The 25,473-nt window shown below is 69.0% G+C and carries 30 protein-coding genes, 1 tRNA gene and 2 pseudogenes; 17 read left to right on the plus strand and 16 right to left on the minus strand.

Translation table 11 applies throughout. From position 1 onward, the window contains the following. Nucleotides 1-39: 39 nt before the first annotated feature. The 3 genes from ACQPYK_RS22620 to ACQPYK_RS22630 form a co-directional block, all read right to left on the minus strand. Nucleotides 40-702, minus strand: a complete 663-nt coding sequence (locus ACQPYK_RS22620) for a response regulator (protein ID WP_433258163.1) — start codon at nucleotides 700-702, stop codon at nucleotides 40-42. Beyond that, nucleotides 699-1,874 (minus strand): histidine kinase, encoded by a 1,176-nt coding sequence (locus ACQPYK_RS22625; RefSeq protein WP_433258165.1) that lies wholly within the window; start codon nucleotides 1,872-1,874, stop codon nucleotides 699-701. The genes ACQPYK_RS22620 and ACQPYK_RS22625 overlap by 4 nt, the downstream gene beginning before the upstream one ends. Before the next feature lie 553 nt (nucleotides 1,875-2,427). Further along, the gene (locus ACQPYK_RS22630; RefSeq protein ID WP_433258880.1) at nucleotides 2,428-2,616 is read right to left on the minus strand and encodes a transposase; all 189 of its coding nucleotides are present in this window, start codon (nucleotides 2,614-2,616) and stop codon (nucleotides 2,428-2,430) included. 265 nt (nucleotides 2,617-2,881) lie between these two features. Here ACQPYK_RS22630 and ACQPYK_RS22635 point away from each other — a divergent pair, with 265 nt between their 5' ends. The 4 genes and pseudogenes from ACQPYK_RS22635 to ACQPYK_RS22650 all read left to right on the plus strand — a co-directional run bounded on the left by ACQPYK_RS22635 (nucleotide 2,882) and on the right by ACQPYK_RS22650 (nucleotide 4,761). Continuing rightward, nucleotides 2,882-3,289 carry a YciI family protein gene (locus tag ACQPYK_RS22635; RefSeq protein WP_433258167.1) on the plus strand — a complete coding sequence of 136 codons (408 nt, stop codon included), beginning with the start codon at nucleotides 2,882-2,884 and terminating at the stop codon, nucleotides 3,287-3,289. An 8-nt stretch (nucleotides 3,290-3,297) separates the two neighbouring features. Beyond that, nucleotides 3,298-3,732, plus strand: a pseudogene (locus ACQPYK_RS22640) (sigma factor); the annotation flags it as partial. A gap of 358 nt (nucleotides 3,733-4,090) precedes the next feature. After that, on the plus strand, nucleotides 4,091-4,378 hold the full coding sequence (locus ACQPYK_RS22645) for an ArsR/SmtB family transcription factor (RefSeq protein ID WP_433258169.1): 288 nt from the start codon (nucleotides 4,091-4,093) through the stop codon (nucleotides 4,376-4,378). Beyond that, nucleotides 4,375-4,761, plus strand: coding sequence for a VOC family protein (locus ACQPYK_RS22650; RefSeq protein WP_433258171.1), 387 nt, complete (start codon nucleotides 4,375-4,377; stop codon nucleotides 4,759-4,761). The genes ACQPYK_RS22645 and ACQPYK_RS22650 overlap by 4 nt, the downstream gene beginning before the upstream one ends. A gap of 244 nt (nucleotides 4,762-5,005) precedes the next feature. Here ACQPYK_RS22650 and ACQPYK_RS22655 read toward each other — a convergent pair whose 3' ends face one another. Further along, nucleotides 5,006-6,211, minus strand: a complete 1,206-nt coding sequence (locus ACQPYK_RS22655; RefSeq protein WP_433258172.1) for an MFS transporter — start codon at nucleotides 6,209-6,211, stop codon at nucleotides 5,006-5,008. A gap of 72 nt (nucleotides 6,212-6,283) precedes the next feature. Here ACQPYK_RS22655 and ACQPYK_RS22660 point away from each other — a divergent pair, with 72 nt between their 5' ends. After that, complete coding sequence (locus ACQPYK_RS22660; RefSeq protein WP_433258173.1) at nucleotides 6,284-7,255, plus strand: GlxA family transcriptional regulator; 972 nt, start codon at nucleotides 6,284-6,286, stop codon at nucleotides 7,253-7,255. Nucleotides 7,256-7,279: 24 nt separating this feature from the next. Here the strand turns inward: ACQPYK_RS22660 and ACQPYK_RS22665 are convergent, their stop codons facing one another. Together ACQPYK_RS22665 and ACQPYK_RS22670 are read right to left on the minus strand one after the other, a co-directional pair. Next, nucleotides 7,280-7,561 (minus strand): hypothetical protein, encoded by a 282-nt coding sequence (locus ACQPYK_RS22665; RefSeq protein ID WP_433258175.1) that lies wholly within the window; start codon nucleotides 7,559-7,561, stop codon nucleotides 7,280-7,282. 387 nt (nucleotides 7,562-7,948) lie between these two features. Further along, nucleotides 7,949-8,908: a WD40 repeat domain-containing protein gene (locus ACQPYK_RS22670; protein ID WP_433258177.1), complete on the minus strand. Its 960-nt coding sequence runs from the start codon at nucleotides 8,906-8,908 to the stop codon at nucleotides 7,949-7,951. Between the two features lie 535 nt (nucleotides 8,909-9,443). Here ACQPYK_RS22670 and ACQPYK_RS22675 point away from each other — a divergent pair. From ACQPYK_RS22675 to ACQPYK_RS22705, 7 genes are all read left to right on the plus strand, one after another. Next, nucleotides 9,444-9,845, plus strand: coding sequence for a hypothetical protein (locus ACQPYK_RS22675; protein ID WP_433258178.1), 402 nt, complete (start codon nucleotides 9,444-9,446; stop codon nucleotides 9,843-9,845). Nucleotides 9,846-9,858: 13 nt separating this feature from the next. Beyond that, nucleotides 9,859-10,083: a helix-turn-helix transcriptional regulator gene (locus ACQPYK_RS22680; RefSeq protein ID WP_433258179.1), complete on the plus strand. Its 225-nt coding sequence runs from the start codon at nucleotides 9,859-9,861 to the stop codon at nucleotides 10,081-10,083. Nucleotides 10,084-10,310: 227 nt separating this feature from the next. Further along, nucleotides 10,311-10,592 (plus strand): hypothetical protein, encoded by a 282-nt coding sequence (locus ACQPYK_RS22685; RefSeq protein WP_433258181.1) that lies wholly within the window; start codon nucleotides 10,311-10,313, stop codon nucleotides 10,590-10,592. 231 nt (nucleotides 10,593-10,823) lie between these two features. Beyond that, nucleotides 10,824-11,597, plus strand: a complete 774-nt coding sequence (locus ACQPYK_RS22690) for a TIGR03084 family metal-binding protein (RefSeq protein WP_433258182.1) — start codon at nucleotides 10,824-10,826, stop codon at nucleotides 11,595-11,597. A 635-nt stretch (nucleotides 11,598-12,232) separates the two neighbouring features. Next, nucleotides 12,233-12,391 (plus strand): hypothetical protein, encoded by a 159-nt coding sequence (locus ACQPYK_RS22695; RefSeq protein ID WP_433258184.1) that lies wholly within the window; start codon nucleotides 12,233-12,235, stop codon nucleotides 12,389-12,391. A gap of 98 nt (nucleotides 12,392-12,489) precedes the next feature. Further along, nucleotides 12,490-13,995 carry an alpha/beta hydrolase gene (locus tag ACQPYK_RS22700; protein WP_433258185.1) on the plus strand — a complete coding sequence of 502 codons (1,506 nt, stop codon included), beginning with the start codon at nucleotides 12,490-12,492 and terminating at the stop codon, nucleotides 13,993-13,995. Between the two features lie 653 nt (nucleotides 13,996-14,648). After that, nucleotides 14,649-15,059 carry a hypothetical protein gene (locus ACQPYK_RS22705; protein ID WP_433258186.1) on the plus strand — a complete coding sequence of 137 codons (411 nt, stop codon included), beginning with the start codon at nucleotides 14,649-14,651 and terminating at the stop codon, nucleotides 15,057-15,059. 393 nt (nucleotides 15,060-15,452) lie between these two features. Here ACQPYK_RS22705 and ACQPYK_RS22710 read toward each other — a convergent pair whose 3' ends face one another. The 6 genes and pseudogenes from ACQPYK_RS22710 to ACQPYK_RS22735 form a co-directional block, all read right to left on the minus strand. Next, complete coding sequence (locus ACQPYK_RS22710) at nucleotides 15,453-16,334, minus strand: ribonuclease inhibitor (RefSeq protein WP_433259158.1); 882 nt, start codon at nucleotides 16,332-16,334, stop codon at nucleotides 15,453-15,455. Then, nucleotides 16,328-16,513: a hypothetical protein gene (locus tag ACQPYK_RS22715; RefSeq protein WP_433259160.1), complete on the minus strand. Its 186-nt coding sequence runs from the start codon at nucleotides 16,511-16,513 to the stop codon at nucleotides 16,328-16,330. The genes ACQPYK_RS22710 and ACQPYK_RS22715 overlap by 7 nt, the downstream gene beginning before the upstream one ends. 26 nt (nucleotides 16,514-16,539) lie before the next feature. Next, nucleotides 16,540-17,556 (minus strand): annotated as a pseudogene (locus ACQPYK_RS22720) (SDR family NAD(P)-dependent oxidoreductase); the annotation flags it as partial. 87 nt (nucleotides 17,557-17,643) lie between these two features. Further along, nucleotides 17,644-17,718, minus strand: a tRNA-Ala gene (locus tag ACQPYK_RS22725). Between the two features lie 365 nt (nucleotides 17,719-18,083). Further along, a complete protein-coding gene (locus tag ACQPYK_RS22730; RefSeq protein ID WP_433258188.1) occupies nucleotides 18,084-18,737 on the minus strand; it encodes a class I SAM-dependent DNA methyltransferase in 654 nt (217 codons plus the stop codon). Between the two features lie 198 nt (nucleotides 18,738-18,935). Then, nucleotides 18,936-19,061: a hypothetical protein gene (locus ACQPYK_RS22735; RefSeq protein ID WP_433258189.1), complete on the minus strand. Its 126-nt coding sequence runs from the start codon at nucleotides 19,059-19,061 to the stop codon at nucleotides 18,936-18,938. Nucleotides 19,062-19,121: 60 nt separating this feature from the next. Between ACQPYK_RS22735 and ACQPYK_RS22740 the strand changes: the two genes are divergently transcribed. Beyond that, nucleotides 19,122-19,475 (plus strand): hypothetical protein, encoded by a 354-nt coding sequence (locus ACQPYK_RS22740; protein WP_433258191.1) that lies wholly within the window; start codon nucleotides 19,122-19,124, stop codon nucleotides 19,473-19,475. Between the two features lie 121 nt (nucleotides 19,476-19,596). Next, nucleotides 19,597-19,974: a hypothetical protein gene (locus ACQPYK_RS22745; RefSeq protein ID WP_433258193.1), complete on the plus strand. Its 378-nt coding sequence runs from the start codon at nucleotides 19,597-19,599 to the stop codon at nucleotides 19,972-19,974. Here ACQPYK_RS22745 and ACQPYK_RS22750 read toward each other — a convergent pair. Both ACQPYK_RS22750 and ACQPYK_RS22755 read right to left on the minus strand, forming a co-directional pair. Continuing rightward, on the minus strand, nucleotides 19,967-20,356 hold the full coding sequence (locus tag ACQPYK_RS22750; protein ID WP_433258195.1) for a signal peptidase I: 390 nt from the start codon (nucleotides 20,354-20,356) through the stop codon (nucleotides 19,967-19,969). The genes ACQPYK_RS22745 and ACQPYK_RS22750 overlap by 8 nt on opposite strands. A gap of 681 nt (nucleotides 20,357-21,037) precedes the next feature. Then, a complete protein-coding gene (locus tag ACQPYK_RS22755) occupies nucleotides 21,038-22,105 on the minus strand; it encodes a VOC family protein (RefSeq protein ID WP_433258197.1) in 1,068 nt (355 codons plus the stop codon). Nucleotides 22,106-22,381: 276 nt separating this feature from the next. On the opposite strand from ACQPYK_RS22755, the gene ACQPYK_RS22760 reads away from it, so the two are divergent. Further along, nucleotides 22,382-22,885 carry a phosphotransferase gene (locus tag ACQPYK_RS22760; protein ID WP_433258198.1) on the plus strand — a complete coding sequence of 168 codons (504 nt, stop codon included), beginning with the start codon at nucleotides 22,382-22,384 and terminating at the stop codon, nucleotides 22,883-22,885. Between the two features lie 40 nt (nucleotides 22,886-22,925). On the opposite strand, the gene ACQPYK_RS22765 is transcribed toward ACQPYK_RS22760, so the two are convergent. Both ACQPYK_RS22765 and ACQPYK_RS22770 read right to left on the minus strand, forming a co-directional pair. After that, nucleotides 22,926-23,585, minus strand: coding sequence for a response regulator (locus ACQPYK_RS22765; protein WP_433258200.1), 660 nt, complete (start codon nucleotides 23,583-23,585; stop codon nucleotides 22,926-22,928). Then, complete coding sequence (locus ACQPYK_RS22770; RefSeq protein ID WP_433258201.1) at nucleotides 23,582-24,667, minus strand: sensor histidine kinase; 1,086 nt, start codon at nucleotides 24,665-24,667, stop codon at nucleotides 23,582-23,584. Before ACQPYK_RS22770 ends, ACQPYK_RS22765 begins: the two co-directional genes overlap by 4 nt. 65 nt (nucleotides 24,668-24,732) lie before the next feature. Between ACQPYK_RS22770 and ACQPYK_RS22775 the strand changes: the two genes are divergently transcribed. Together ACQPYK_RS22775 and ACQPYK_RS22780 are read left to right on the plus strand one after the other, a co-directional pair. Beyond that, the gene (locus ACQPYK_RS22775; RefSeq protein ID WP_433258203.1) at nucleotides 24,733-25,029 is read left to right on the plus strand and encodes a hypothetical protein; all 297 of its coding nucleotides are present in this window, start codon (nucleotides 24,733-24,735) and stop codon (nucleotides 25,027-25,029) included. Between the two features lie 225 nt (nucleotides 25,030-25,254). After that, entirely contained in the window at nucleotides 25,255-25,428 is a 174-nt protein-coding gene (locus tag ACQPYK_RS22780; protein ID WP_433258204.1) for a hypothetical protein, read from the plus strand. Nucleotides 25,429-25,473 lie beyond the last annotated feature (45 nt).

Here is a 25,473-nt window from a genome sequence, read left to right on the forward strand (position 1 = left end):
CCCGAGGGGTGAGACGGCACCACCCGGCAGGATGGAATCTCAGTCAGGCAGATCGTTGCGGCCCACAAGCCCGTTCTCGTACGCGTGGATCACCGCGTGCACGCGGTCGCGCAGGTTCAGTTTCTGCAGGACGGCCCGGACGTGCGACTTCACCGTGTTCTCGCTCAGCACCAGTTCCGCGCAGATCTCGCCGTTGGACCTGCCGCGGGCGAGCAGGCCGAAGATCTCGACCTCGCGTGGGGTGAGGCCGTCCAGGGCTGCCGTCCTCCGCATCGGCACCTGCCGTACGAGATCGAGGATCGTCGCGGCCACCCCCGGGGCCAGCGCCGACGTCCCGGAGGCGACGTCACACACGGCCTGGGCCAGGGCGGCGGGCCGGACGTCCTTGGTCAGGTAGCCGCTCGCGCCGGCCCGGATGGCAGCCACGACCAGTTCATCGTCATCGAACGTCGTCAGCATGAGCACCCGGGTCGCCGGTGCGATCCTGACGATCTCCGCCGTGGCGGCGACCCCGTCCATGCGCGGCATGCGGATGTCCATCAGTACCACGTCGAGGCGGTGCCGCCGGACGACCTCGATCGCGTCGCTGCCGTTCGCGACGTCGTGGGTGACCTCGATGCGTTCGTCGGCCGACAGCACCGTACGGAGCGAGGCCCGCAGCAACTCCTGATCGTCGACGAGCATGACATGGATCCCGGTCATGTCCCCTCCTTCGTGGGGAGCCGCGCCCGCAGCACCCACCCGTCGTCCCCGTCGTCGATCGACAGGGTGCCGCCTGCGGTACGCACACGTTCCTCGATCCCTATCAAGCCGGTCCCCTGGCTGCCGACGTCGCGAAGCGCCTTGCCGCCATCGTCGCGCACCTCCACCACCACCTCGGCCGGGGTCCAGCGCAGGCGAACGGTCACCTCGACCGGTGGTTCGAGGTGGCGCAGCGCGTTGGTGATGCCCTCCTGCACGGTCCGGACCGCCGCGACCTCGGCACTCAGGCTCAGTGGTCGTCGCTCACCCACCTCCGCGAACGTCACCGCATGGAGCGGGCTCGCCGCCGAGGCCACGAGGTCAGGGAGGGCATCGAGCGAGATCGGGACCTCTCTGGGCCGGGAATCGGCGCGCGGCGCCACGGTGGCCGAGCCCAAGGTGGCCAGCATCGCTCGCAGACCTTGGTGGGCGTCCCGGCCGGCCTCGGCGATGCCGCCGAGTTCGCGGCGGGTCGCCGGATCCGCCGTCGTCACCGCCGCGGCCTCGATCCGCGCGACCATGACGGTGACCGTGTGGGCGATCACGTCGTGCAGGTCGCGGCGGATGCTGGCCCGCTCGTCCGCGACCGCCGCGGCCAGTCGTTCGCTCTCGGCTCGTCGGTCGGCCTCGTGCCTGCGACGTACCAGCAGGGCCGCAAGCCACACACCGCCGACCACGAGCATCAGCAGCCCGCCCTCGACCAGGCGGGTCCACCCAGGGATGTCAGGGGACAGCCGGGCCCACGCCACCAGCTCGGTGAGGACGACCCCGAGCGCGGCGACGGCCAACGCAACCACCGAGGACCTGACCGAGACCAGGCTGGTCAGCCGCCACAACGTGAGGGGGAAGCACACAGCTGAGGGCAGCATGTTCGGTGACCAACCCAGGAAGGGCGCCATCACCAGGACGAGCATTGCCAGCGCGCCGATCGCGTACCCCACCCACGGCCGTCGATGGGCCACCACCGCTCCCACATGGAGCAGGACGGCAGCACCCGCCGCGGCGAAGATCTGCCACAGGTCCGCGCCGAGGTGCCAGACGCCCACCAGGATGATCATCGTCAGGAGAGCCAAGACCACGTGCGCCACCACCGTCGTCGCCGGCCATGTGCTCCGGCGCTGGGAGGCTGTCACGGTCGTCGCCTTCCGGTGGGCTCGTGGTGGGGAGCCGTGCCTGGCTCGACGTGCCACAGGATAGCCAGCAGCGGGCAGGCCGGTTCTGGCACCCCGCCACGAACCCGCCGGCGAAGCCCGTCGATGAGCTGCCTCATCGAACGCCGAGCCGTCGAAGCGGCCGGCGTCCCAGAAGACTGCGCGCGCGGGCAGAACGTGGGGCGGGCGGGCACGCTGTTTCGGTGGTCGGTGAGGTGCCTGCGGGAGCACGATGTGCTGCCGTCAGGGGGGAGCGCGTTGACCTGGCTGGTGACGCGAGAGCGGGACGCGGCGACCCAGCTGTCCGACGCGCCGGCGGCGGTGCCGACGGCTGAGCAGGTCCTCGGCCTGGAAGGTCCTGCCGGATGGCCTCTCCGGTCTCACGGTTTACTTGCGGCTCACTCTCAGCGTCCTGGTGCAAGCGGCTTGTAAGGCGGCCGGTGGATCCTTGCCAGTGCCGAGAGATCGGGTGCCGGCGGGAAAGAAGTCTTCGCAGTGAGATTCACACCGGTGATCATTTCCGGCTCTTCGTGGATCAGCCTGGGTCGGCTCGTTCGGCTGATCGACTCTTGATCGGCGGACGCCGGTACGGGCGGGTGCCGTCTGCGGCGAGCAGGATCCGGATCCTGGAATTGATGAAGTTGCGGAAGCCGTGGGCGAGTCGGCGGGTCTTCTCGATGACGCCATTGATGGCTTCGGTGCCGCCGTTGGAGACTCCGCCGATGTCGAAGTAGCAGGGATCTCAGTGTGCCACTGGCGTAACGTCCGGCCGAGCTCGGCGACCTCGGGGATCGGGCAGGTGTGGAGCGACTCAAGGACCTTCTCGGCGGTCGTGCGGCCGGCGGCGGGGCTGGTGGCGGTGGAGGACGTGGAGGACGTGCATGCCCTCCACGCCAAAATCGGGCGGCGATGTCGAGAACCCGTGACCGGCTCCGTCCCCGCGGTGAACGCGACCAAAACGGGTCGCATCAGCACCGAGGAGAAACACGATGGCCAAGTACTTGCTGCTCAAGCATTACCGTGGAGCCCCGGCTTCGGTCAACGACGTGCCGATGGACCAGTGGACGCCGGAGGAGATCTCGGCCCACGTGCAGTACATGCACGACTTCGCGGCCCGGCTCGAAGGGACCGGCGAGTTCGTCGACAGTCAGGCGCTCGCCCCCCAGGGCGCGTTCGTCCGCTACGACGGCGAGGGTCGCCCGCCGGTCACCGACGGCCCGTTCACCGAGACCAAGGACCTCATCGCCGGCTGGATGGTGATCGACGTCGACGGCTACGAGCGGGCGCTCGAGCTGGCCGGGGACCTGTCGGCCGCCCCTGGAGCGGGCGGCGAGCCGATCCACGAGTGGCTCGAGGTACGCCCGTTCCTGGCCGCGCCGCCCACCATCACGCAGTGACCTCTCGAATGAACGAGGTCCCGCTCCGAAGCCTCACGCCAAGCGTGCTCGGGATCCTCGTCCGCCGCGGAGCCGACTTCGCGGCGGCCGAGGACGCCGTGCAGGACGCCCTGGTCGAGGCGGTCCGCGTCTGGCGGGCCGACTCGCCGCGGGACCCGAAGGGCTGGCTGGTCACCGTGGCCTGGCGCCGGTTCCTCGACGCGACCCGGGCGGACGCCGCCCGCCAGATCGCCCAGGTCTACCTGGTGCCCGAGGCGACCATGGCGCAGCGCATCAGCCGGTCCAAGCGCACCGTCTCCGGCGTGCGCTTGGACCAGCCCGGCGACGTCACCACCGTGCTGCGCGTCCTCTACTTGGTCTTCAACGAGGGCTACTGCGGCGACGTCGACCTCGCCGCCGAGGCCATCCGGCTCACCCGGCAGCGAAGCCGCCGCCGAGATCACCGGTATCCTCGGCCCGGCCCGCTGTACCACTAACCGGCACACCGGCCTGCACCGTCCCACATCAGCACAGGTCAGTGGCATAATCGTTGGATTTCCGGCCTGTGCTACGGGGACCCCTTAACGACAGGCACTGTCCTCGCGCAGCGAAGTCGACAGCGGTCGACGTCGAAGAGCTGGGCGTTGACAAGTAGCGCGAGGCAGGTCGAACGGTTTTCCGCTCAGCCAACCTGTCATGTTCTGGGGTGCCGTGGCCGGGATAGGGCCGCGAGCGGTGGAGCGAACGCATGCGATGCGGGGTCGTATGTAGCGCGACGTCTCCGCGTTGACAGGCAAGTGATGGCTTGCCTATCCTCGCCGCATGGGCGATGTCTTCAAGGCCCTCGCCGACCCCACCCGGCGGACCATTCTCGACGAGCTGACCGAGCGCGACGGCCAGACCCTGTTCGAGATCTGCGTCCGCCTGACGAGTCGACATCAGTTGAGCCTGACCCGGCAGGCCGTATCCCAGCATCTGGCGGTGCTGGAGGAGGCCGGGCTGATCACGACGCGCAAGCAGGGGCGGTACAAGTTCCATCACCTCGACACCACTCCTCTGGCCGCCATCTTCGAGCGGTGGCCGGTCACCGGGAAAGGACGGGCACCGTGAAGATCTACGTCACCAGCGTGTTCGTGGACGACCAGCAGAAGGCCCTCGACTTCTACACCGAGGTGCTCGGCTTCACCAAGAAACACGACATCCCGCTGGGTGAGGCCCGGTGGCTGACGGTCGTCTCACCGGAGGACCCCGAGGGCACGGAGCTGCTGCTGGAGCCGGACAGGCACCCCGTGGTCAGGCCGTACAAGAAGGGGCTGGTCGCCGACGGCATTCCGGCCGCCTCGTTCCAGGTCGCGGACGTGCAGGCGGACTACGAGCGGCTGCGCGGGCTGGGGGTGACGTTCACGCAGGAGCCGATGGCGGCAGGGCCGGTGACCATGGCGGTCTTCGACGACACCTGCGGGAACCTGATCCAGATCGTGACCCCGGCCTAGTAGTACTTTGTCATGATCGGGCGAGGTCGGCGGTGTTGATCGGCTCAAAACATGATCAACATGACAAGATCAACGATCAATTGCCGCCTTCATGCCGACAAGGGCGAGCAACTGCCGGTTTTGGTGAGCAACGACAGGCGCCGCCCATCTTCTGATCATCTTTCCGGAAAAACGGCGCCCTGAAACGGCCGCTGCGGACGAATGCCGGCGCGCCCGGATGCGTCGCCCCGCAGAGGATGACCAACTACGTCAACGAGCCGGCCGAGACCGAGATCGGCCGGCCTCCGGCCTCCTGAGGTTCCCGGCCCAGCCGCCTGACCGGCTTGATCAACAGCAGCGCCGCCACCACGCCGGCCGTCACCAGGGCCGACCCCAGCATGAAGGCGCGCGGTTCGACCAGCGCGGTGACCGGACCGGCCAGCGCCTGCCCGACTGCCATGCCCGCGACCGACCCGGCCACCTGGTAGGCGTTGACCCGGTTCACCACGTCCGGCGCGATCTGCGTCTGCACGCTGGTCGACCACATCACCGACCAGAACGCCAACGCGCACCCCCCGAGCAGGTGCCCGGCCATCAGCAGCGGCAGCGGCAGCCCGAGCGCGACCGTCAGGGGCACCGCCACGTACCCGCTCAGCGCCACCGCCCCGGCCGCCAGCGGCCTGCGAGGCCTGAGCCTGATCGCCACCAGTCCGCCCAGCACAGTACCGAGGCCGAGCGCCGTCATCACCCAGCCGTAGTCGGCCCCGATGACCTGCGACGACAGCGGCACGTACGGCCCGACCACCAGAACGCCCCAGAACACCCAGACCAGGATGACCGACCACATCCAGCTCCTGGCTTTGAACTCCTCCCAGCCCCTGCGCAGGTCGCTCAGCACGTCGGAGGGCTCCGGCCTGGGTACGGTGACCCGGACCAGCAGCAGGCACACCCCGCTGACCAGGAACGTCGCGGCGTCCACCGTGTAGACGAAGACCGGCCCGGCGACGACGATGAGGACTCCAGCCAGTGCGGGACCCGCCAGCTGGGTGACCGCCTCGGCGATCTTCAGCGTCGCGTTGGCCCGCTGCGGATCTTTGGCGACCAGGGAGACCATGCCGTTGACACCCGGTTCGAACATCCCGGCGGCCGTGCCCGACAAGAACGCCATCACCAGCAACAGGGCGTACGGCGGAGCACCATCCAGGAAGGCGACGGCCACGACCCCCTGGGTGACGACCCTGACCACGTCCGCGCCGATCATCAAGCGCCGGGCGCCGATCCGGTCGGCGACAACCCCGCCGAACAACATGACCAGCACGGCCGACGCGGTCCAGAGTGCGAGCACGTAGCCGACGCCCGCGATCCCATAGACTTTCCCGATCGCCAGCGCCGAGGCGACGGGCATCATCGCGTCACCGAGCAGCGAGATCGTGCGGGCCCCGAAGTAGAGGGTGAAGTTCCTGGTCCACATGAGCCCCAATTCTGGATTTTTCCAGATCAGAGCACCGGTGTCTCGAATGACATCATTGAGTACATTTACGTCATGCCCCTGGATTACCCGGAAACGCCCCCGACGCCTCCCGGCCCGCATCGCGTGGTCGCCCTGGTCTCCCCGAACCAGGAGCTCTACCCGGTCACCTCCGCCTCAGCCGTCTTCGGCTACCACGGCCCCGACATCCCCCAGCACTACAGCTTCAGCCTGTGCGCCGAACACCCCGGCTCCCTCCCCACCACCCTCGGCGTCCCCATCCAGGTGGACAGCGGCCTCGAAGCCCTCGACGACGCCGACACCGTGGTCATCGCGAGCTGGACCCTCACCCCCTCGCCCGCCGTACTCCACGCGGTGTCCCAAGCCCATGCCCGAGGCGCCCGCATCGTCGCCGTCTGGGCCGGGATCTTCATCCCCGCCGCCCTGGGCCTCCTGGACGGCCGCCGCGCCTCCGTTCACTGGGAGCTCTCCGGCGAACTCGCCGCCCGCCACCCCCGCGTCATCCCCGACAACACCGTCATCTACGTCGATCACGGCGACATCGCCACCGCCGGAGCCTCGGCCGCCACCCTCGACCTCTGCCTTCACCAGGTCCTCCAGGAGTACGGCGCGGCCCACGCCATGCGCATCGGCCGCCAGCTCGCCGCCGGTCCGCACCGCGAGGGCTGCCAGCGCCAGTACCCTCCCCTTCCCACCACCGGCCCCATGCCAGACTCCCTGGCCCCCCTGCTCGAATGGCTCTTCTCGCGCCTGCCCGACCAGATCACCGTCAAGGACATGGCCGCCTACTCGGGCGTCTCCCCTCGCACCCTCACCCGCCAGTTCGCCGATCAGCTCGGCGTCCCACCCGCCCGCTGGCTGCTGGAACGCCGTCTGGCCGCCACCCGCGCCCTGCTGGAGGAGACCGACCTGCCCGTCGAGACCATCGCCACCCGCGTCGGCCTCTCCTCGGCGGTCAACCTCCGCCGCCGCTTCCACGCCGCCCTGCGCACCACCCCGGCCGCCTACCGCCGCTCCTTCCGCTGAAGGTCCCGGGCGGTTCCGCCGCGATCACGACCAGCCGCGCGTCCAGGCCTCGACGCCGTCGGCGGTGAAGGTGAGGTCGCCGATGTCGCGGGCGACGAGTTCGGAGCGGCGTCCCATCAGGGCGAAGCCGAGCACCAGCACCGCGCGATCGCGCAGGCCCGTCGTGCTGTCGGCGGGCAGGACGGAGATCATGGCGCGCAGCCGGTCGATGGTGATGGGCGGTGACTTGCGGATGCGCTGCCCCTGCTGGGGGTTGTCGAGGGAAATCTTGGTGATCGAGCCGTCATCATGGACGCCGTGGAACATGATCTGCCGACCGTGAACCTGGCACCGTGGCGTGCCGATGCGATCGTGCTGTTCGACTGGCTGACGACCACTGATCTGAACACCGTGCCGATCACGCATCCGGCGTAAAAGCAGGCGCTGGCCGACGTGCTGTCCAGATTTGGGTGGGCCGCCGATGTCGACGTCACCAAATCGACCGCCGAGGAGGTCGCCGCCGCCGACCCCTGCTGTCCACCCTCGTGGCGCACCTGGAAGACCGCTACCACCACCTACGCGGAGTCCTGCACCACGCTTCCCCGATCCACCTTGGCACGCCAGGCATGCCCACACCCAGGGCGCAGACGTGATTTGTGATCAATACGGCACCGCGCCGAGCTCGCTGAGCCGGGCGACCGCTTTAGCCGGTGGTCACCAGGCTGCGCGCGGCGAGTCGCCCTCACCTGGACGCTCGTCGACTGTGATCGGCACCGAGGTGACCGCGCCGTCGGCGAGGCCGGCCCGATAGGCGCGCCACTTGTGCACGTACAGGAGGTGCTCGCCGGTCCCGTCGACGCTGAAGCGCAGGCTCAGCGAGGCGCCGGGCGGCAGGTCGGGCCGGGCCAGGACCTGCGCCGGCCCGCCCGCCAAGGGGACGCGTTCGACGGTGTGCCCAGACGCGTAGATCAGCGTGCTGCCGTCGGGGGTGTGGGCCAACGACTCGATCGGCATGGCACCCGTGGCGGTCTTGATGATCCGGGACGCGGCACCGTCCGGGTCGGTGCCCAGGCGGGCGAGGTCGAGCAAGGCGATGGCTCGGCCACCCAGCACGTAGGCGAGCGAGCGGCCGTCCGGGGCCCAGGACAGGCCGGTCGCCATCGAGTGCGTCAACGTCTTCCAGTCTCGGCGCCGGCCGGTGGCGACGTCGAGCACGGAGATCTTGGCGCCACCTCCGATGAGCGGCGTGGTGTAGGCCAGCCGGGTGCCGTCGGCGCTGAGGGCGAGGTCGTAGACGAGCGTCAGGTCGTCGGGGTCGGTCTGTGTGACCGCCACCGGCTTCTCGGGTCGCCCATCCTCGCCGAGGCGTACCAGGAAGAAGCGGATGTCCGGATTCTTCGGCTCGGTCCAGCCGGCGATGGCGAACGTGCGGTTGTCCCGGGCGGCGGCCACGAGGTGCCAGGAGCTGGCGATGCCGGGCGGCAGCGGGATGTTCGCGATGAACGCCCCGGTCTCGGCGTTGTGCACGGCGGGCGGCACCGCAGTGAAGACAGCGGTCTTGGACCTGCCGGGGAAGTGGGCGAGCGGAGTGCGCGCGGAGACGAAGAACCGCGGCGGGCCCGTCGCGGTCAGGGGTGCTCCGGTCGCCATGGGTTCGGCCAAGGAGGTCGCCATCGGGAACGGGTGTCGTACGGGACCCGAGGACACCATGGGCGAGGGTGGCGGCGGGACCACCGTGAGCGACGGCAGTGGCGGGGACGCCGGGGGTTGAGGCGTACTGACGAGCGATACCCGGTCGGCGGGCGGATCGGCGCATCCGGCTGCCAGGACGGCCAGGGCTAAGCCCGCAAGCGCGACGGACGTACGGGACGACATGCAGCGATCATCGTATGGGACGGCCTTCTTGACCAGCACGGGACATGATCAGTTGAGAACCATGAGAAATCGCAGGCCGTGCGGATGAAGGCGGTGGGTCGCCCAGGCGGTAGACGCGTTCCGACGGCTCGATGGCGCGGGGCGTCGAGGCTGGGCGGTGACCGTGGTGGCCATCGCAATGGTGCCGACGGCTGACGCCGCAGCAGCGCCGAGCGGCGAGCGTCGGGTCAGGCTCAGGGGCCGTCTCTCGTTCAACATGGCAAAAATGTAAGGTTCACCTTCCATTCAGCCAAGGATGCTTGACCATATGGAAGGGACGCCTTACCTTCGTGTCATGACGAAACAGCAGGACCAAGTGACACGCGCGGCCCGCCGCGCCATCCTCATCGACGGCCTACCCGTGGCCACTCTGGGCCCGGTGGCCCTGGCGCTAGGCAGTGATCCCGACCAGAGCGCCGCTCAGAAGGCCTGGTGGATTGCGGCTACCGCCGTGTTCACGCTCGCCGTGGCCTGGGTCCTGCTGCGGGCGTTCCGGCGTGCGGACGAGTACCTGCGCAAGATCCAGCTGGAAAGCATGGCCATCGCCTTCGCGGCAGTCCTCGTGGCACTGCAAGTGGCCACCGTGCTCGACGCCGCGGGCGTCATCCAACTCCATCAGCTCACGCAGCTGATCCTCCTCGGCGGGGTGGCGATCTGGCTTGTGATCGCCGACCTGCGCACCCGCCTGCACCGGTGAAGGCGCCGCACCCATGAAGAACCGACTGCGCGAACTGCGAGCAGCCCGCCGGTGGAGCCAGGCCGACCTGGCCGACCGGTGCCAAGTCTCCCGACAGGCCATCAACGCCATCGAGACCGAGCGGTACGACCCCAGCTTGCCCCTGGCGTTCACCATTGCCGACGTCTTCGGCCTGACCATCGAGGAGATCTTCCTGCCCGACCGGGCGGACACGACGAACGACCCGGCCCGATCCTGAGCGCCTCAGGCCGGCTTCGCTCTCACACCAAGACCAAGCGAACCAACCGGCACCTACAGGATCGTCAAACTCGCCGAAGTCGACCAACCCGCTGAGCTTCGCCTCATCGAACTCGACGGGCGTGCCACCGGTGCCCAGACCGCAGACGGGACATCGTGAGCGACGACAGATAATCCCTCAGCACCCCGGCCTTCGCCCGCGCCGCATTGTGGGAAGTCCACAGCACGATGGGCCCTTTCCCGGACGGATTGCGCGGGGTCGGCGCCCTCAGCGGCGAATCAATTGCTGCCCTGGGCTTCTACATCGCCGACGACGTCCACACCTGCCTCAGCGCGCTCGGGGAGCTCGACTTCCTACGACGCCGGAAACTGGCCGACCACGCCACCGACCTCGCAGCCGTATTCCCCACCGTGACCGGCCCGGACGCCGCATATGTCGTTGTGTTGCTCTACGTGGCCGAACTGATCGCCCATGAACAAACAGGGCCCGACCAGCCGGGACTTCCGTGAAAGCCAGGTCGGTTGAGAACATCAACCAGAGCGGTCTCACCCAACCTGACGAACCCCCAGGCCGGACCAAGATCTACTGACAACTGCGTCGAGACAGGACAGTCAGCGGCACCACGCGTGGTGCTCCGGGGCCAAGCCGAAATCAACCTTGGGTAGCCTGACCACACCAGATCAACTTTACCCGTCCAAACGGGACAAGCCCGTTGCCGTCAACGTGTGAAGGTGACCCCGATGTTGGACTACGGCCTTGACATGTCCGGCGTAGAGCACGAGCTCGCTCTGCCCGACTTGGTGGCTGAAGGAGATGAGCTTGACGCCCTGGTATCAGCGCAGACCGACTGGTCCAAGCCCACGCCGGCAGCGGGGTGGACGATCGCCCACCAGATCGCTCATCTAGCTTCAGCTGATGCGAACGTTCTCATCGCCATACGGACCCCGGACGCGTTCGACGCTGTGCTGAAGCAGGCTGAAGCCGCAGGCAGCCGATACGCCGATCTCGACGCCGCCGCGGGAGCGGCCAAACCGCGATCAGCACTGCTGGAGCAATGGCGCGCCGGCCGAACCGAGGTGGCGGCGGCGCTACGTGGCGTTCCGCTGGACCATGGGTTTCCGTGGTACGGCTCGCAGCTGACCGCAGCGCTCATGGTGCCGCTTCGCCTGATGGAAACGTGGGCTCACGGGCAGGACATTTTCGATGCACTGGGTGTCTCGCACCGTCCGACGGGTCGGCTCCGGCATGTGGCCTCGTTGGGGGTGGTAGGACGAGAGCTGTCGTTCTACGCTGCCCAGTTGCCTGCTCCGGCAGAGCCGTTCCGTGTCGAGCTGGCTGGTCCCGACGGCCAAACCTGGGTATGGGGCCCGGAAGATGCCATGCAACGGGTTCAGGGCAGTGCCCTCGACTTCTGCCTTCGAGTCACCCAACGCAGGTCCCGAGCCGAGACTGACCTCACGGCGGTCGGCGAGGACGCGCAGAAGTGGCTCGATATTGCTCGCGTTTTCCTCTGAAGAGGTATGTAGCGATCTGCCGATCGAGTTCCTCAACAAGGTCTTCTACAATTTCGCTGAGCCACTGATCCAGACCTTGAAGGTCCTGGTCTGCGAAGGCGGCTGCGTTCTCGCCGATGTCGGCGGGAACGCACCCGTCCCGACGCCTGATCGCAGCCCGGGCAAGACACTCGGCAGCCCGGGGATCACGAAATACGGACCAGAACTGTCTTCGCGCGTCCGCCGACAGCCCGCGCAATTGACTTCGGACGTTGACCGGCGTAGATCCCAAGGTTTCTGAGTAGGCTCGCTGGATGGCATAGCGGTCGTGTACTGCCCGGCGAGGAAATGCCACGAGTTTGAGACTGACCTTGGTGTCGTCCCGGTGAGATACCAAGAGACTTGCAGGTCACGGAAGATCGACATGTCACGCGCGCCGGGACCCTGCAGGGGGACTCTTCTCGCACATCCCTCTTCCCGCAGCCAGCAGATCCTGCCGCCAGCGGGGGAAAAGCACCAGCCAGCGATGTTGAACTGGGCGCGTTTCCCAAGGGTGGGGTAGTGCAGGCACCGGCATCCTGGGTGGTTACCCGTACGAGGAAGAAGACACCGCATGACCCCCAGCGTGCATCGCATGAAGGGCGAGGCCCCGTGGTGTGATCCTGCAGGCCGCCGCCGGCGCTTCGATCCGGCTCGACTGGATCGGCATTGGTGCCACCTCCGGCGCCGCCGCCCTGGTCGTCCTGCTGACCACCATGGCCAGCCTGCCGCTGCTGTGGCGACTGACCAAGCCAGGTGGACTGCGCAGTGAATAGAACCCACGACACCCACAACCCGTCCGACGCCCCGCCCGCATCGTCGCCGGTATGCCGAGCTGGCACCGCCCGCACCGGCCAGAACGAGAAGGCATGACATGAGACGACAAGCCTGGGCCGGCACGGTGCTCACCGCGCTGGTGACTAGTGCGGCGCTCGGCATCGCGCCGGTGCGCGCGGACTCGCAGGGCGAGCCGCGTTCCGCGACGAAGAGCGTCGACTGGAAGCCGTGTTCGGACACGCCGGCGGTGGAGTGCGGCAGCGTGACCGTGCCGATCGACTGGTCCCAACCGGACGGACCGGCGATCGAGATCGGGCTCGCCCGGCGGAAGGCCACAGACCCGAACGCACGCATCGGCTCCATCCTGATCAACCCGGGCGGACCGGGAGCGTCAGGTGTGGAGGACGTTCAGGCGGGCGGCATAGGCGGCAGCTTCTCCGCCGACGTGCGCCGCCGCTTCGACGTCGTCGGGTTCGACCCCCGGGGCGTGGGCCACAGCCACCTGATCCGGTGCCGGCCGACGACGGTGCAGCCCCCCGACGTGCTGCCCACCACGGCGGAGCAGTTCCGCCGCCTCCGCGAGCCCAACCGGGCGTACGGCGACGGCTGCCGGAAGCTGAGCGGGCCGCTGGTCGGCTTCGTGGACAACAAGAGCGTCATCCGGGACATGGACGCGATCCGGGCCGCCCTCGGCGAGCGCGAGCTGACCTACTACGGCAACTCGTACGGCACCCTGATGGGCCAGCAGTACGCCCAGATGTTCCCGCACCGGGTCCGTGCGATGGTGCTCGACAGCACCATGGACCACAGCCAGGCCACGACGTGGAGTTTTCTGCGCAGTGAGGCGAAGGCCGTGCAGGAGAGCTTCGACCAGTACGTGGCGTGGTGCCGGCGCTCGACCGACTGCGCGCTGCACGGCAAGGACGTCCGCCGCGTCTTCGCCGAGCTGTACGCCAGAGCCGAACGGGGGGAGCTGATCGATCCGCGTACGACGAAGAAGATCAGCCTCCTCGAACTGCTCCTCGACACCCAATACGCCTTCGTCGGCCCGTACTGGAAGTCGTTGTCGGAGGACCAGGCGAAACTGCTGGTGGGCAAGCCGGAGCCGGCGGTCACCGCCCCGTCGAAGCCGGTCGCGGAGAAGTCGGTCGAGGACCCGGCCACGCCCATCTTCTGCCAGGACTGGAGAGTGCCGGTCCGCAACGTCGACGAGGTGCAGGCGTACCGCCGAAAACTCGCTCAGGTGGCGCCGGACATGAAACTGCCCGCGCAGGCCTGGGCCTCGGCCATGACGTGCGTCGGCTGGCCGGCCCGGGCGCGCAACCCGCAGGAGCCGCTGCGGTGGAAGGGCGTACCCCCGGTGCTGATGCTCAACAGCCGGTACGACCCGGTCACACCGTACGAGTGGGCCCAGAACGTGGCGCGCCAGCCGAGTGCGGTGCTGCTGACCTACGACGGGTGGGGCCATGCGGTGTACTCGATGGACAGCGGCTGCGTCACTGCGGCGACCGAGCGATACCTGATCGGCCTGCGGACGCCGGCGCGCGGTGCACACTGCCCGGCCATCGAGCCGCCGACCGGTCGCCGACCCGGCTCGGCGTAGCAGGCGTTTGGAACCGGCGATCAAGTGGATCACCGAAGGCTTGGGATCGCCCGCGAGCCTCGAGTCGGGCGGCTACATCGTCACAGGCCGGCGGACCTCGGACGGGTGCTCACCCGGCTCCTGCGTGTCTTGAAACAGGCGCCGCATCCGCGCGGGGTGGATGCGGCGCCTGCTCGGCGATCAGGGGAGGCGGAGGGAGAGGGCGCAGAATTCCTCCATCGCGGCGACCGTGGTGTCGGCGTCGCGATGGTGAAGGCCGGCCATGCCGAGGGCGCGGGCCGCCTCGATGTTGTCCCTGATGCCGTCGATGAAGACGCACTCCTCGGGCCGCGGGTGATTAGGACGGTTCCAGTTGGCCCCACTGGGTGGTCCGACTCGGCCCCACTTGTTGATTACAGCGTGAATTCGTGACGGTTTGAAATGGCCCCACCTGGATCGAGAGCCGGTGGGGCAGAGTTCGGTCTGTGGTCTCGGGGCTGCCCCTCGTTGGGTCTCACGTGCCAGCATGAGGAGATCATCTTTACCGTGTGCCAAAGTCGCTCTCGGTGCCTGAATGGCTACAGTTAGTGCTGGCTTCGAGGGGCGGGGAGATCATTGTCCGGCCCGACGAGAAGCCTGGCCCCGTACCGTCCCATGCTCGAAAGAGAGCCAGCATGCCGCGCATCACGAAGACCACCATGGCCATCGCCGCGACGCTGACCGCCTGTACCGGCACACTCGGCGCCTTCGCCGCCCCGGCACTGGCCGACCCCGGCGGCGCCTCCGGCCCGGGCGTCCGCGCCGCCGCCATCGTCAACGCCGACGGCTCTATTTTCCGCTCCAAGGGCGTCACCACCGTCCGCAAGATCGCCACCGGCCAGTACTGCATCCGGCTCGACGCCGACGTCAACGCCGCCACCACCGTCCCGGTCGCCACCGTCCGGTGGACGAGCGCGCCCTGGAACTCCAGCATCTTCGTCCGCCCCGACGGCGCCGCCGCCTGCGGGGACTCCCGCGACGTGTTCGTCGGCACCGGCACCGCCACCGGCGCCCGCGACACCGGCTTCCACGTCATCGTCCCCTGACCGAGGCCGTCCTTGCGGCGGTCCGCCGGTTCGCCCAGGCGGTCCGCCGCCTGGGCGAAGATCCTTTCCGTTGGAAATTTCTTCCTTGCTACCGGGACCCCTTGCCGCGGTGCGCGTGATCGAGCAGGTAGAACCTGGCAGCGCAACCCTGAAGGTGGGGCCATTTCAAGCCGACATGTCGGCCTGGGATCAGATCGACGGCAGGGGCGGGGCCAAATCAAGCCGTCCGGGTGGGACCAGTTCAGAGCGTCATAACCACGGGGGGGCGCGTTTTTCGCAAGTTGCCTGATTACTGGGTTCCGGACCCCCGAAGCTCCGGCGAGGGACAAGGAAGGTGGGTAGGCGTCTTGAACCCCGCAGTAGCCCTGCCATCGGTGAGGCCCGCGTCCGGGGTCATGGGCGCGGGGCGGTTCGGTGGACACTGCGGATCGCGGCGACGGCCGGATGCGGGCGCAGGTCGGGCAGTTCGGCGGCCAGCGCGTTGAGGTCCCGCTTCACGCGCGACGCCACCCCCGCGCCCAGCGCGTATCTGGTGGGGGTGACGGCCTGGCGGGCGCCGGTGAGGAAGTGCAGGGCACCCCGGCTGGTGACGCCCGTGTGGCGCAGGTCCAGGTGCGCGAGCCGGTGCGGGGCGTCGGACAGCGTGTGCGCCACCCGGGCCGCGGCGCCATCGCCGAGGTGGTTGTCGGCCGAGCCGAGGTGCCGGGCCGCGGGGACCCGCCCCAGATCGAGAACCTCGATGCCGGCCGTCGCCGCCGCCTCGACCAGCCGTACGAGGACGGCCGCGCCGATGCCGTTGCTGGCCACCGAAAGGCGCCGTAGCCTCCCCGGCCGCAGGGCGCCCGTCAGTACGGCGCCTCCCTGGTCACCTAGGTCGGCCGCTGACGCGTACAGCTCCTCGACCCCGTCGCCGGCGACGAGCCGGGCGAGTTGCACGGCTCCCGCGCCGCCGAGCGGGTTGCCGCTCACGAACAGCCGCCCTGCGCCCCCGGCGGTCAGGATCCGGTCCACCAGGACGCCCAGCCCGCCGGGATCCAGACCGGTCTGCACGAGGTCGAGGGTGTCCAGGCCGGCCGCCACGGCGACGCCGGCGATCCGGCCACCGTCCGGGCCCAGCGGGTTGCGCTTGAGCCACAGGCCCCGCACGATCCCCGGCGAGGCGGCCAGGCGGTCGGCGATCCGGCAGGCCCCGGCGGAGGTGATGGCGTTGCAACCCACGTAGAGGGTCGTTGCGCCGGAGCGCAGCCACGCCAGCAGCTCGTCGAGGTTCACCACGGGGCCACCTCGTAGTCCTTGAGCAGGACGCCGTGCACCGGGTGGCCGGCCTCACCGCGGATGATCGGGTCGTAGACGCGGGACGCGCCGTCGACCCGTCCAGCGGCGTGCGCCGATCCAGCGGCTCGCGGACCGGGGCGGGCTGCTCGTCGGTGATCCAGCCGGTGTCCACGCTGCACAGGTGGATGCCCTGCCGGGCCAGGTCGGCTGCGCTTGTGCGGGTCAGCATGTTGAGTGCCGCCTTAGCCATGTTCGTGTGCGGGTGGCGGCCCGTCTTGTCGGCTGCCGCGAACTGGCCCTCCACCGCCGAGACGTTGACGATGTAGCGGCGCTCGGCGAGCGAGCGGGCCAGCAGTGGCAGCAGCCGGTCGATCAGGAGGAACGGAGCGACGGCGTTGGCAATCTGCGCCTCCAGCATCTCAGCCGGATCGACGGCGCCGATCCTGACCGACCACGAGTTGGCGGGGGAGGCGTCCGGCAACAGCCCAGCCACGTCCAGCAGGCCCGCGTCGAACAAGCCCATGTCGAGTGCGACGCCGGGCAGCGGCTCGGACGCGTCCGGCGAGCCGGCGTCGGGCGGCGTGGTCACGCCGGGCAGCGGCCGGCTCTCACCCTCGACCAGCACGGGGTAGGCCGATGGGGGCCGGCGGATCGTCTGGGCGGCGTTGTTGACCAGGATGTCCAGTGGATCCCCGACCTCCAGGAGCCGATCGGTCAGCGCGAGGAGCTGGCGTGGATCGCGCAGATCGACGCCGACGATCCGCAGGTGGCCGGCCCGGTCGCCGGTGCCGGCGAACCGGCGGGCGGCATCGTTCGGAAAGCGGGTGGTGACGGTGACATGGGCGCCGTCACGCAGCATCTTGAGCGCGAGCTCATGGCCGATCTTCACGCGTCCGCCGGTGATGAGCGCGTGCCGCCCCGTCAGATCCGTGCGGGCCGTACGGCGAGCGACGCCGCTCGACGCGCACGCGGGACACAGCAGGTGATACAGGCCCCCCACCCGCGTGTAGCGATCCTTGCAGACGTAGCACCTGCGTGAGCGGCGCAGGTCTCCCGCCGCCGTCGAGGCTTGCACCGGGGCGTCGGTGACCCGCTCGCGCGACCCCATCGCGGTCGCGGCGAGCACCTGTCCGTCAGCGCGGGTGACGGCCCGCTCGCGCTCGCGCCGCCGGCGACGCTGTCCGTCGCGGACCAGCGCCCGGGTGGCGTGCTCCAGACGCATCCGGTCCGGGTCATCGAGGGGAGGGTCGCGTGCTCGGCCGAGATGCCGCAACAGGGTGGGGACGTCCACATCACCCCTTCTGAAGGGTGGAGCCCGGCCGGATTCGAACCGGTGTCCTCCTCCATGCCATGGAGGCGCGACGACCACTGCGCTATGGACTCCACCCGGGCAACCTACCGCTAGTCGATCACTCCTCACGCCGGCGCGGCGTCAGGGCCGGCCGGCCCTGCCCGCGTTCACTGGCCGGCCAGGCAAGCAGGACCGATCGCGACAAGTGGATCTCCGCATTTCATGACACCTAACGGCATGGCGGGGGCTGGGATCAGCGGAGCAACCGGACGATGGCGGCGGTATCGATCGCCAGGAGGACGCGCAGTGCGGTGGGAGCTCAGGCGACGGCCCTCGGCGGCCCCGATCGGGGCCGCCGAGGGCCGAACCTGCCGTGAGAAGCGCGACAGTCAACCAGGGCGACTCCACGAAAGCCGGGGGTACGTCAAGGTCTCCATCAAAGTCGGGGCGATTCACCCCTACCGGGTATCAGGCCGCCGACGCGCCATGAGAACTCCCCCGAGCGTGCTCTCGGCTGAGCTTAGAGTCATCTGTGCCTCGACCGTGAAGCCGGCGTCGTTGAGCCAGGCGGCCACTTGGTCAGGCTGGCGGCGATGGACGTAGACCTTCATCGGGTGGCCCCCGTAGCCTTGGGTGATCAATCGAGACTCGTTACCGACGTGGAAACCGAGCAGCAGTGGGCCACCGGGCCGCAACACTCGCCGGAAGTGCGTGAAGACCGCGCCGATCTCGTCGTCGGGAACGTGGATCAGCGAGTACCAGACGACCAGACCAGCCATCGAGGCGTCGGCGAGTTCGAGGTCCGTCATGGAACCGACCTCGAACCGTAGGCCGGGGTGATCGCGCCGAGCTACCTCGATCATCGCGGGCGACAGGTCGATCCCGAATGTGTCCACGCCCAGTTTTCGCAGGTAGGCCGTAATTCTCCCGGACCCGCATCCCACGTCCGCAACCGGCCCCCGGCCGGCGGTCTGCACCAGATCGGCGAATAGCGCCAGGAATGCGCGTTCGTAGGGCGTTTGATCGAGTAGGTCGCGTACCCGGTCCGCATAGCTTGCGGCGACGGCATCGTAGGACGCCCGGGTGTCTGCCAACCAGCCTTCGGCGATCATGCCGGACAAGATAGCTCAAGTGGCCAAGAGTGCACATCGCGACCACGGTCAATTTCAGGGCTCTGACCGCGTTTTGATGACCCGCCCTCTCTCCACCATGTCTGGATGGCGGTCGCTCCCCGCGCCCGCGGGTCGGACTACTACCGGGACCATTTGACGGCTCTCCGGCCATCCGTACTCCACCCCGGAGTGGGCCGCCTACGCGATCAGCTTCGACGCGTTCTCCCGCGGCGGCACCCTGCCCATGTGCGGCAGGACGGCAGCCGGCACGATGAGCTGAATGGGGATCCCGCCCTGGGCGAGGTCGGTCTCCGCGCGTATCATGATCTTATGGTGCTGATCATGACATGCCGTTTGATCAACAGATCTAGGGTTGTTCGGGCAGTGATCACCGGGCTGGCCGCGACGGCGGGAGCCTTCGCCCTCCTCATGCTGTCCGCCACCATCCCCACACTGAACTGGCTCACGCTCCCCTTGATGCCGGTCTTGATGCCGGTCTACCTCCTGCTGGCGCTGCCGCTCGGCGCGCTCGCCGGTCACCTCTCGGGGCTGTCCCGTCCCTGTCTGACAGTGGCCAACGGCTGGCTTCTCGCTCTGGTCGCCGGGGAGGTGCTCGCCTGGCTGCCCGTCGGCTACGACGCCGGCGCCAGGGCCTTCGTCGTAGGCCCCTACCTAGCGCTGTTCGCTCTGCCGGTCGGGCTCGCCGTCGTGGCCGGGCTCACGTCCGAGTCCGAGTGACCGGCGCACGCCCTCTCGGCCCGGATATGTGATTCGCCCGGGTTCTGAACGCGCTCGACGCTCTCGACCTCCCAGGTCGCCCCCTCACCCGGGGCGACACCCGTTGTCGGGTAGCCCCGGCGTGACCGCCCAGGTGAACGCGGTATGGCGGCAGATCGAGCGCTGGCTGGCCCGCAAGGCCCCGGTCAGCTACCGCACGCTCCACTGGCCGGCCGCGCCGGGCCGGATCGCCAAGGCCGAGGCGGCGATGGACCTGGCCTTCCTACCTCGCCCTGCTCAAGGCGACCGCGACCTGCCTGGAGACCGGCAGGCCGGTGCGCGGCTGGCGACCCACCGTGAGGAAGGGCAGGCTGGATTGGAAGGAGGCACGATAGCAAGAAGGCAGCCTTCCAGCCCGGCGGCCGACGCAGGCGGGACGCGCCGCGACGTCCGCCACGAGATCACCTGTTGGTCCAACGATCAACGAGTGGCTGTGGCCAGTGCTTTCGCGCTCAGGTAGGCGACCGAGCCTCATCCTGCTGTGTCACTGCGTAGCCGGGTACGGACGGCCACCGAACCGTCAGCACCACCGACTCCTCTTCGGCGAACCAGGAGTGGTCGACCCCGTGACCCCACACGACGAAATCACCCTGCTCTTGCAGCAGAACGCTGCGGCCGGGGAGCTCGACACGGAAGCGACCGCTGATGAGCACCAGCAGAGCCGTTCGTTCTTCACCTCTGACCCACTGCAGTCGCTCGTCGCCACGCGGGTGCACACCCCACTTGATCTCTACCGCCTCGCTATGGCGAGGATCATCGATGTCCTTGAAGTGCCCAAGAAGCCATCCCCGGTCCAGTGCCGCATCCTTGCCGGCGTTGCCCACGTACACGCTGCCGCCCATACGTCCGGACGCTAGCAGCCACTCGCGGGAGTGCGATCAACGCTTTCGCAACAGTCCCGAGAAGCTCAGCAGCTCTCCGATCCCGAGATGCCTCCCCTCTACAGGGGGGCGCCGCACCCGCACCCGAGTATGGCCGTCGCCGTGGTCGACGTAGGACGATGCGCCGTTCGGCGCCATCCGCCTACGGCAGGTCATCGAGGGGGAGCCGTCCCAGCGGGCGGCTTCCGTCCATATCGCCGTGCGGGGCTTTGAAGCCGCCCTTCCAGCCGCCCGCGCGCCCGATCAGGAGCAGGGCGGCGCCCGCGTGGCGGGCGGCGGTGGTGAACCTCGGGTCAGGCCGAGATATAGAGAAAACCGGCCGTGGGCCGATCATGCTCGCAATCTCGGAAGTGGATTTGGCGGCCTACGCGGCGCTGTAGTGCGGAATCTCGGAAGTTGGGACCGAGAGCCGTTTCCGAGATTGGCTCATCTCGGAAGTACGACAGGCATCGGCCGTACGACTCGGTGGCAGCGACTCGCCGTTTGCCCAGCTCAACGGCTTAAAGATCAGCTTATGGCCGATTTCTCTATATCTCGGCCGGACCCGCACAGGGGCCAGGTCCAGCCGGAACACCTGGGGCCAGGTCTCCCGGCCAAGCCGGAAGACCTGGGAATGATCAACCGAGCCGGTGCTGTGCGGCGTTAATCGTAGGCGGCGATCTCGATGAGGTTGTGGTCGGGGTCGCGGATGTACAGGCTGGTGATCGGACCAAGGGCACCAGTCCGTGAGACAGGGCCTTCCTCGATGGGCACGTCCACCGCGGCCAGATGGGCGGCGACGCGGTCGAGCGGGCCGGCGGTGATCAGGCAAAGGTCTGCGCTTCCAGGTATCGGGTGAAGAGCGTGCGGACGGATCTCGAGTCCGGCCTGATGCAGGTTGATTTTGGCGGAGCCAAGGGTGAGGGCATGGCGACCATCGCCGAAGGTCACCTGCTCCATTCCCAGCGCCTTCTGGTAGAAGGCGATCGTCTGGGGGATGTCAGTCACGGTCAGGACCAGGTGATCCAAGCGCGCGATGCGCACTGCGAACGTCTCCTTGACCGTCTCCCAGGCCATAGGCAAGAGCAGGTTCCGATGCCGGGAGAAGAAAGCGAACAGGTCATTCCCATGCTTGGCGAGAATGTCCGCGTTGTGCCGGGCTACGTCGATCTCATTCGCGGCTGTGATCAGGAGAAACGCCTGAAGCTCGTCCGGCGTCGGGTCAACGGGAGCCCCGGTGAACCGGTCTCGAAAGGCCCGCAGGTCCAGGTAGGTCGCCTCGCGGTCGCAGGAGGCATACAGATACACGAGTGCCTCCGCCCGCTCACCGATCAGATCGCGCAAGGTGTCACGGCCGGCCAGATCCAGCAGACGCCGGTCGAAGCCGTCGGTGCCGTAGGTCGCATGACACAGCCCGGCCAACTGCACCTCGTGTGACGCATCCCAGTCCTTGAGCTGTGCCGCTACCCGCTGGAGGTGCTCCAGGAGGGTGCCGCCAGGGTGGGGGATCTCGGCCGCGCTGTGGGCGGTGAGGAAGTTCGTCGAATCCGTGAAGGTATCCGCTGTCATGTCCCCGTTTATACGCCCAGGTTTAAGGCCGGTCCCGTCGGGGGCGGGCTGGAGGAGACCGTCATAGGCCGCCCGCGTGGCGTTCTTGATCGTCACGTACTCGCCGTTCAGCGAGGCGTCGGACCGCAGGTCTGAGCCGGGCGAGTCGTAGTAGACGCGCATGATCTGGACTGCCGGAAGGGCGGCTGCCTGGGCGGGGACCGCAGGGACGAGCGCGACGGCGGCAAAGAGAGCAACGCCGAAAACCAGGGGAGACGCACCGTTGAGTCCTCCAGCGTGTGGGAGATGAGACGGCCGGCACGCGGGCAGGGTTGGGGCTCCAGGATCGTGGAATCGTAGTCGAGGACGCGGTCGATCGAGGTGGCCGTGATGGCGCACCTTTCCAGCCAGGGTTATCCGGCGCCGCGTGTCGGACCGATTGCAGGCGGGGATCTGATCATGGAGCGGCTGTCTGGCCCGACCATGGTCGAGGCGCTCCAACAGGGCATGATCACTCCAGAAGAAGCCGGTGCGATTCTCGCGGGACTGCTGCGTCGCCTGCACGCTCTCCCGCCGCGGGTCTCGACCGATCCAACGGATCGTGTTCTTCACCTCGATCTGCACCCGGAGAACGTGATGCTCACGCCCGAGGGACCGGTGGTGATCGACTGGGCCGACGCCAGGGAGGGCCCGCCCGCGCTGGACTGGGGGATGTCCGCTCTGATCCTGGCGGAGGTCGCGGTGGGCCCGCGGACCGAGGCGCCCCTGGCCCGCACGATCCTGGTTTCCCTGCTCAGCGACGTCGACCACGCGATCGACCTCGAAAGGGCCATGGCGATACGGGCCGGCAACCCGACGCTGAGTCAGGCGGAGAGACAACTCCTCGACGAGGCCGTGGCGTTGGTGAACTCCCTGCACCTCGCGGTCGGCCGGGATACAGGTGTGGGAGCGGACGCTGGGTGACCGGCCCGCGACCAGGGCGATTCTCATGCGCGGCACGCGATCAGCCGCGCCGCGGAGTGACGAGGCCGGATTCATAGGCGAACACCACGAGCTGGGCGCGATCCCTGGCACGCAGCTTGGTCATCGCCCTGCTGACGTGCGTCTTCGCGGTGGTCGGGCTGATCACCATGTGGGCGGCGATTTCGTCGTTGGACAGGCCGCGGGCCACCAGCGCGGTGACCTCGCGCTCGCGGTTGGTCAGCACGTCGAGCCCCTTGGGTGCGGGCTCGGGGCGGCGGGCGACGTACTCGCCGATCAGGCGGCGGGTGATCGCGGGGGACAGCAGCGCGTCGCCGCGGGCCGCGACCCTGACGCCCTGCAGCAGGTCGGCGGGCTCGGTGTCCTTGACCATGAAGCCGCAGGCGCCGGCGCGGAGCGCGTTGAAGACGTACTCGTCGAGGCCGTAGTTGGTGAGGATCACGACATGGACGCCGCTCAGTCGCTCGTCGGCGGCGATCAGTCGGGTCGCCTCGATGCCGTCCATCACCGGCATCTGGATGTCGACGAGCGCGACATCGGGCCGGTGCTCGCGGGCGAGCGCGACGCCTTGCTCGCCGTTCGCGGCCTCGGCCACCACCTCGATGTCGTCTTCGATCTCCAGCAGGGCCCGGAAGCCGCCGCGAATGAGCGCCTGGTCGTCCACGAGCAGCACGCGGATCACGATGGTTCTCCAAAGGGAAGCTCGGCGCGTACGGCGAAGCCGCCCCCGGGGCGGGGCTCGGCCCGGAGCCGGCCGCCGAGCGCCGCGACGCGCTCGCGCATGCCGAGCAGACCCGTGCCGGGTACGGGCGGCGCGTCCGGGTCGGCCTTGCCTCCGTCGTCGACCTGCACGACCAGTTCCTCGTCCGCGTAGTCGATGCGCACCGCCGCGGCCGCCCCGCCGGCGTGCCTGGAGACGTTGGTGAGCGCTTCCTGGACGATCCGGTACGCGGCCCGGTCCACCTCGACCGGCAGCTCCCGCCGCGTGCCGGAGATCGTCACCGTGGCCGGCAGCCCGGTGGAGCGGGCCCGCTCCACCAGGTCGTCGAGCCGGTCGAGGCCGCTGGCCGGGGCCTCGCCGTCGGAGCGGTCGGTGTCACGCAGCACCTCCAGGGTGGCGCGCAACTCGCGCATGGCGTCGCCGCCGGCATCCACGATGGCCAGCAGCGCGGGAGGCACGTCCTCGCCGCGCCTGCGTGCCAGGTGGACGGCCACCCCGGCCTGGACCTTGATGATCGAGATGCTGTGTGTGAGCGAGTCGTGCAGTTCCCTGGCGATGCGCAGCCGCTCCTCGTCCGCGCGGCGCAGGGCGGCCTCCTCGCGGGTGCGCTCGGCCTCGACGGCCCGCTGTTCGGCCTCCTCCAGGTACGCCTGCCGGTGCCGGGTCACCGTCCCCGCCACGCCGGCCGCCACGAACCAGCCGAGCAGCAGCGTGGTGCCCTGGAGACTCTGCACGGACCCGGTGGCGCCAGGCAGGTTCACTATCAGGTCGACCCCCAGGAAGATCGCGCTCGCCAGCGCCGCGGCCAGCCGATGGCCGGCGCTGACCGCGGCGAACACCGACACCAGCACCGGAAAGGTGGCTGGCGGGCCCGGCTGGACGCGCACCACGACCGCGAGCATGCAGGCCGTGCTGACGAGCAACGCCACCAGAGGCGCCCGCCGACAGGCGACGAGCGCGAGCGAGCCGGCGAGGACGGCCGCGAGATCCAGCATGCCCGCGCCCGGCGTGTGGAACACGATGACCGACAGAAGGAGGGCCATCACCGCAGTGAGCAGGCCGTCCTGGGCGAGCGGCCGCCACCGGTCAATAAACGTTACCGCTGTCCGTGATCGGCTTCGCGCCGCCACTGGACGAGCGGAACACCGCGCCGGCCGGGAAGGCGTACGCCGTGCCCGTGACCGTCCGGGCCCAGCCGGGCTCGGCGGCCGGGACGGTGCGCGCCCTGGCCGTGGACGTCTCCTACGACGACGGCGCCACCTGGCAGAAGGCACCGGTCGCGGGCGGCATCGTCTTCCTGCGCCACCCGGCGGTGGTCGGCTTCGTCTCGCTGCGCGCCCGCGCGACCACCGCCTCGGGAGTCACGGCCGACCAGACGATCATCCGCGCCTACCGCATCGCCTGACCCTCCTGAGCCTTGCACTCTTCGGGGGCACCGGGCGCGGCGGGCCCTTCCAGCCGGAGGTGCTGTCGCGGGCCTCATAGCCCATGACAGCCCCTCTGGCCAGCCCCGAGGCCGTGCAAGAGACGGTGGCCAGCGCCGTTCCGGTCCGCGGGTCGAGGATCAGGCGCTGGTACACCGGGACTTGCTTGCCGGAGCCCTGGGCCTGCCGAAATTCATCCATGCGGCGTGGAGGCGATCGCGATGGGCTCGTTGCTGGAGGAGCTGGCCCGGCGGGAAACGGCGGCCGTGGAGCGGGTCGAGGCGACCAGGGAACAGATCGAGCGTTTCCGAGAACCCGAGGTATTGCCGCGGCCGTCGGCGGGTTCTGGTGGTGGGTGGCAGGCGGCTTTGTACCGATGACGTCCTCCGGGAAGCGATGCGGGAGAAAAGGCGTCAGCGTCGTGA

The organism is Streptosporangium sp. CA-135522 (genome assembly GCF_050949235.1).
In the GTDB taxonomy this organism is placed as follows: Bacteria; Actinomycetota; Actinomycetes; order Streptosporangiales; family Streptosporangiaceae; genus Streptosporangium.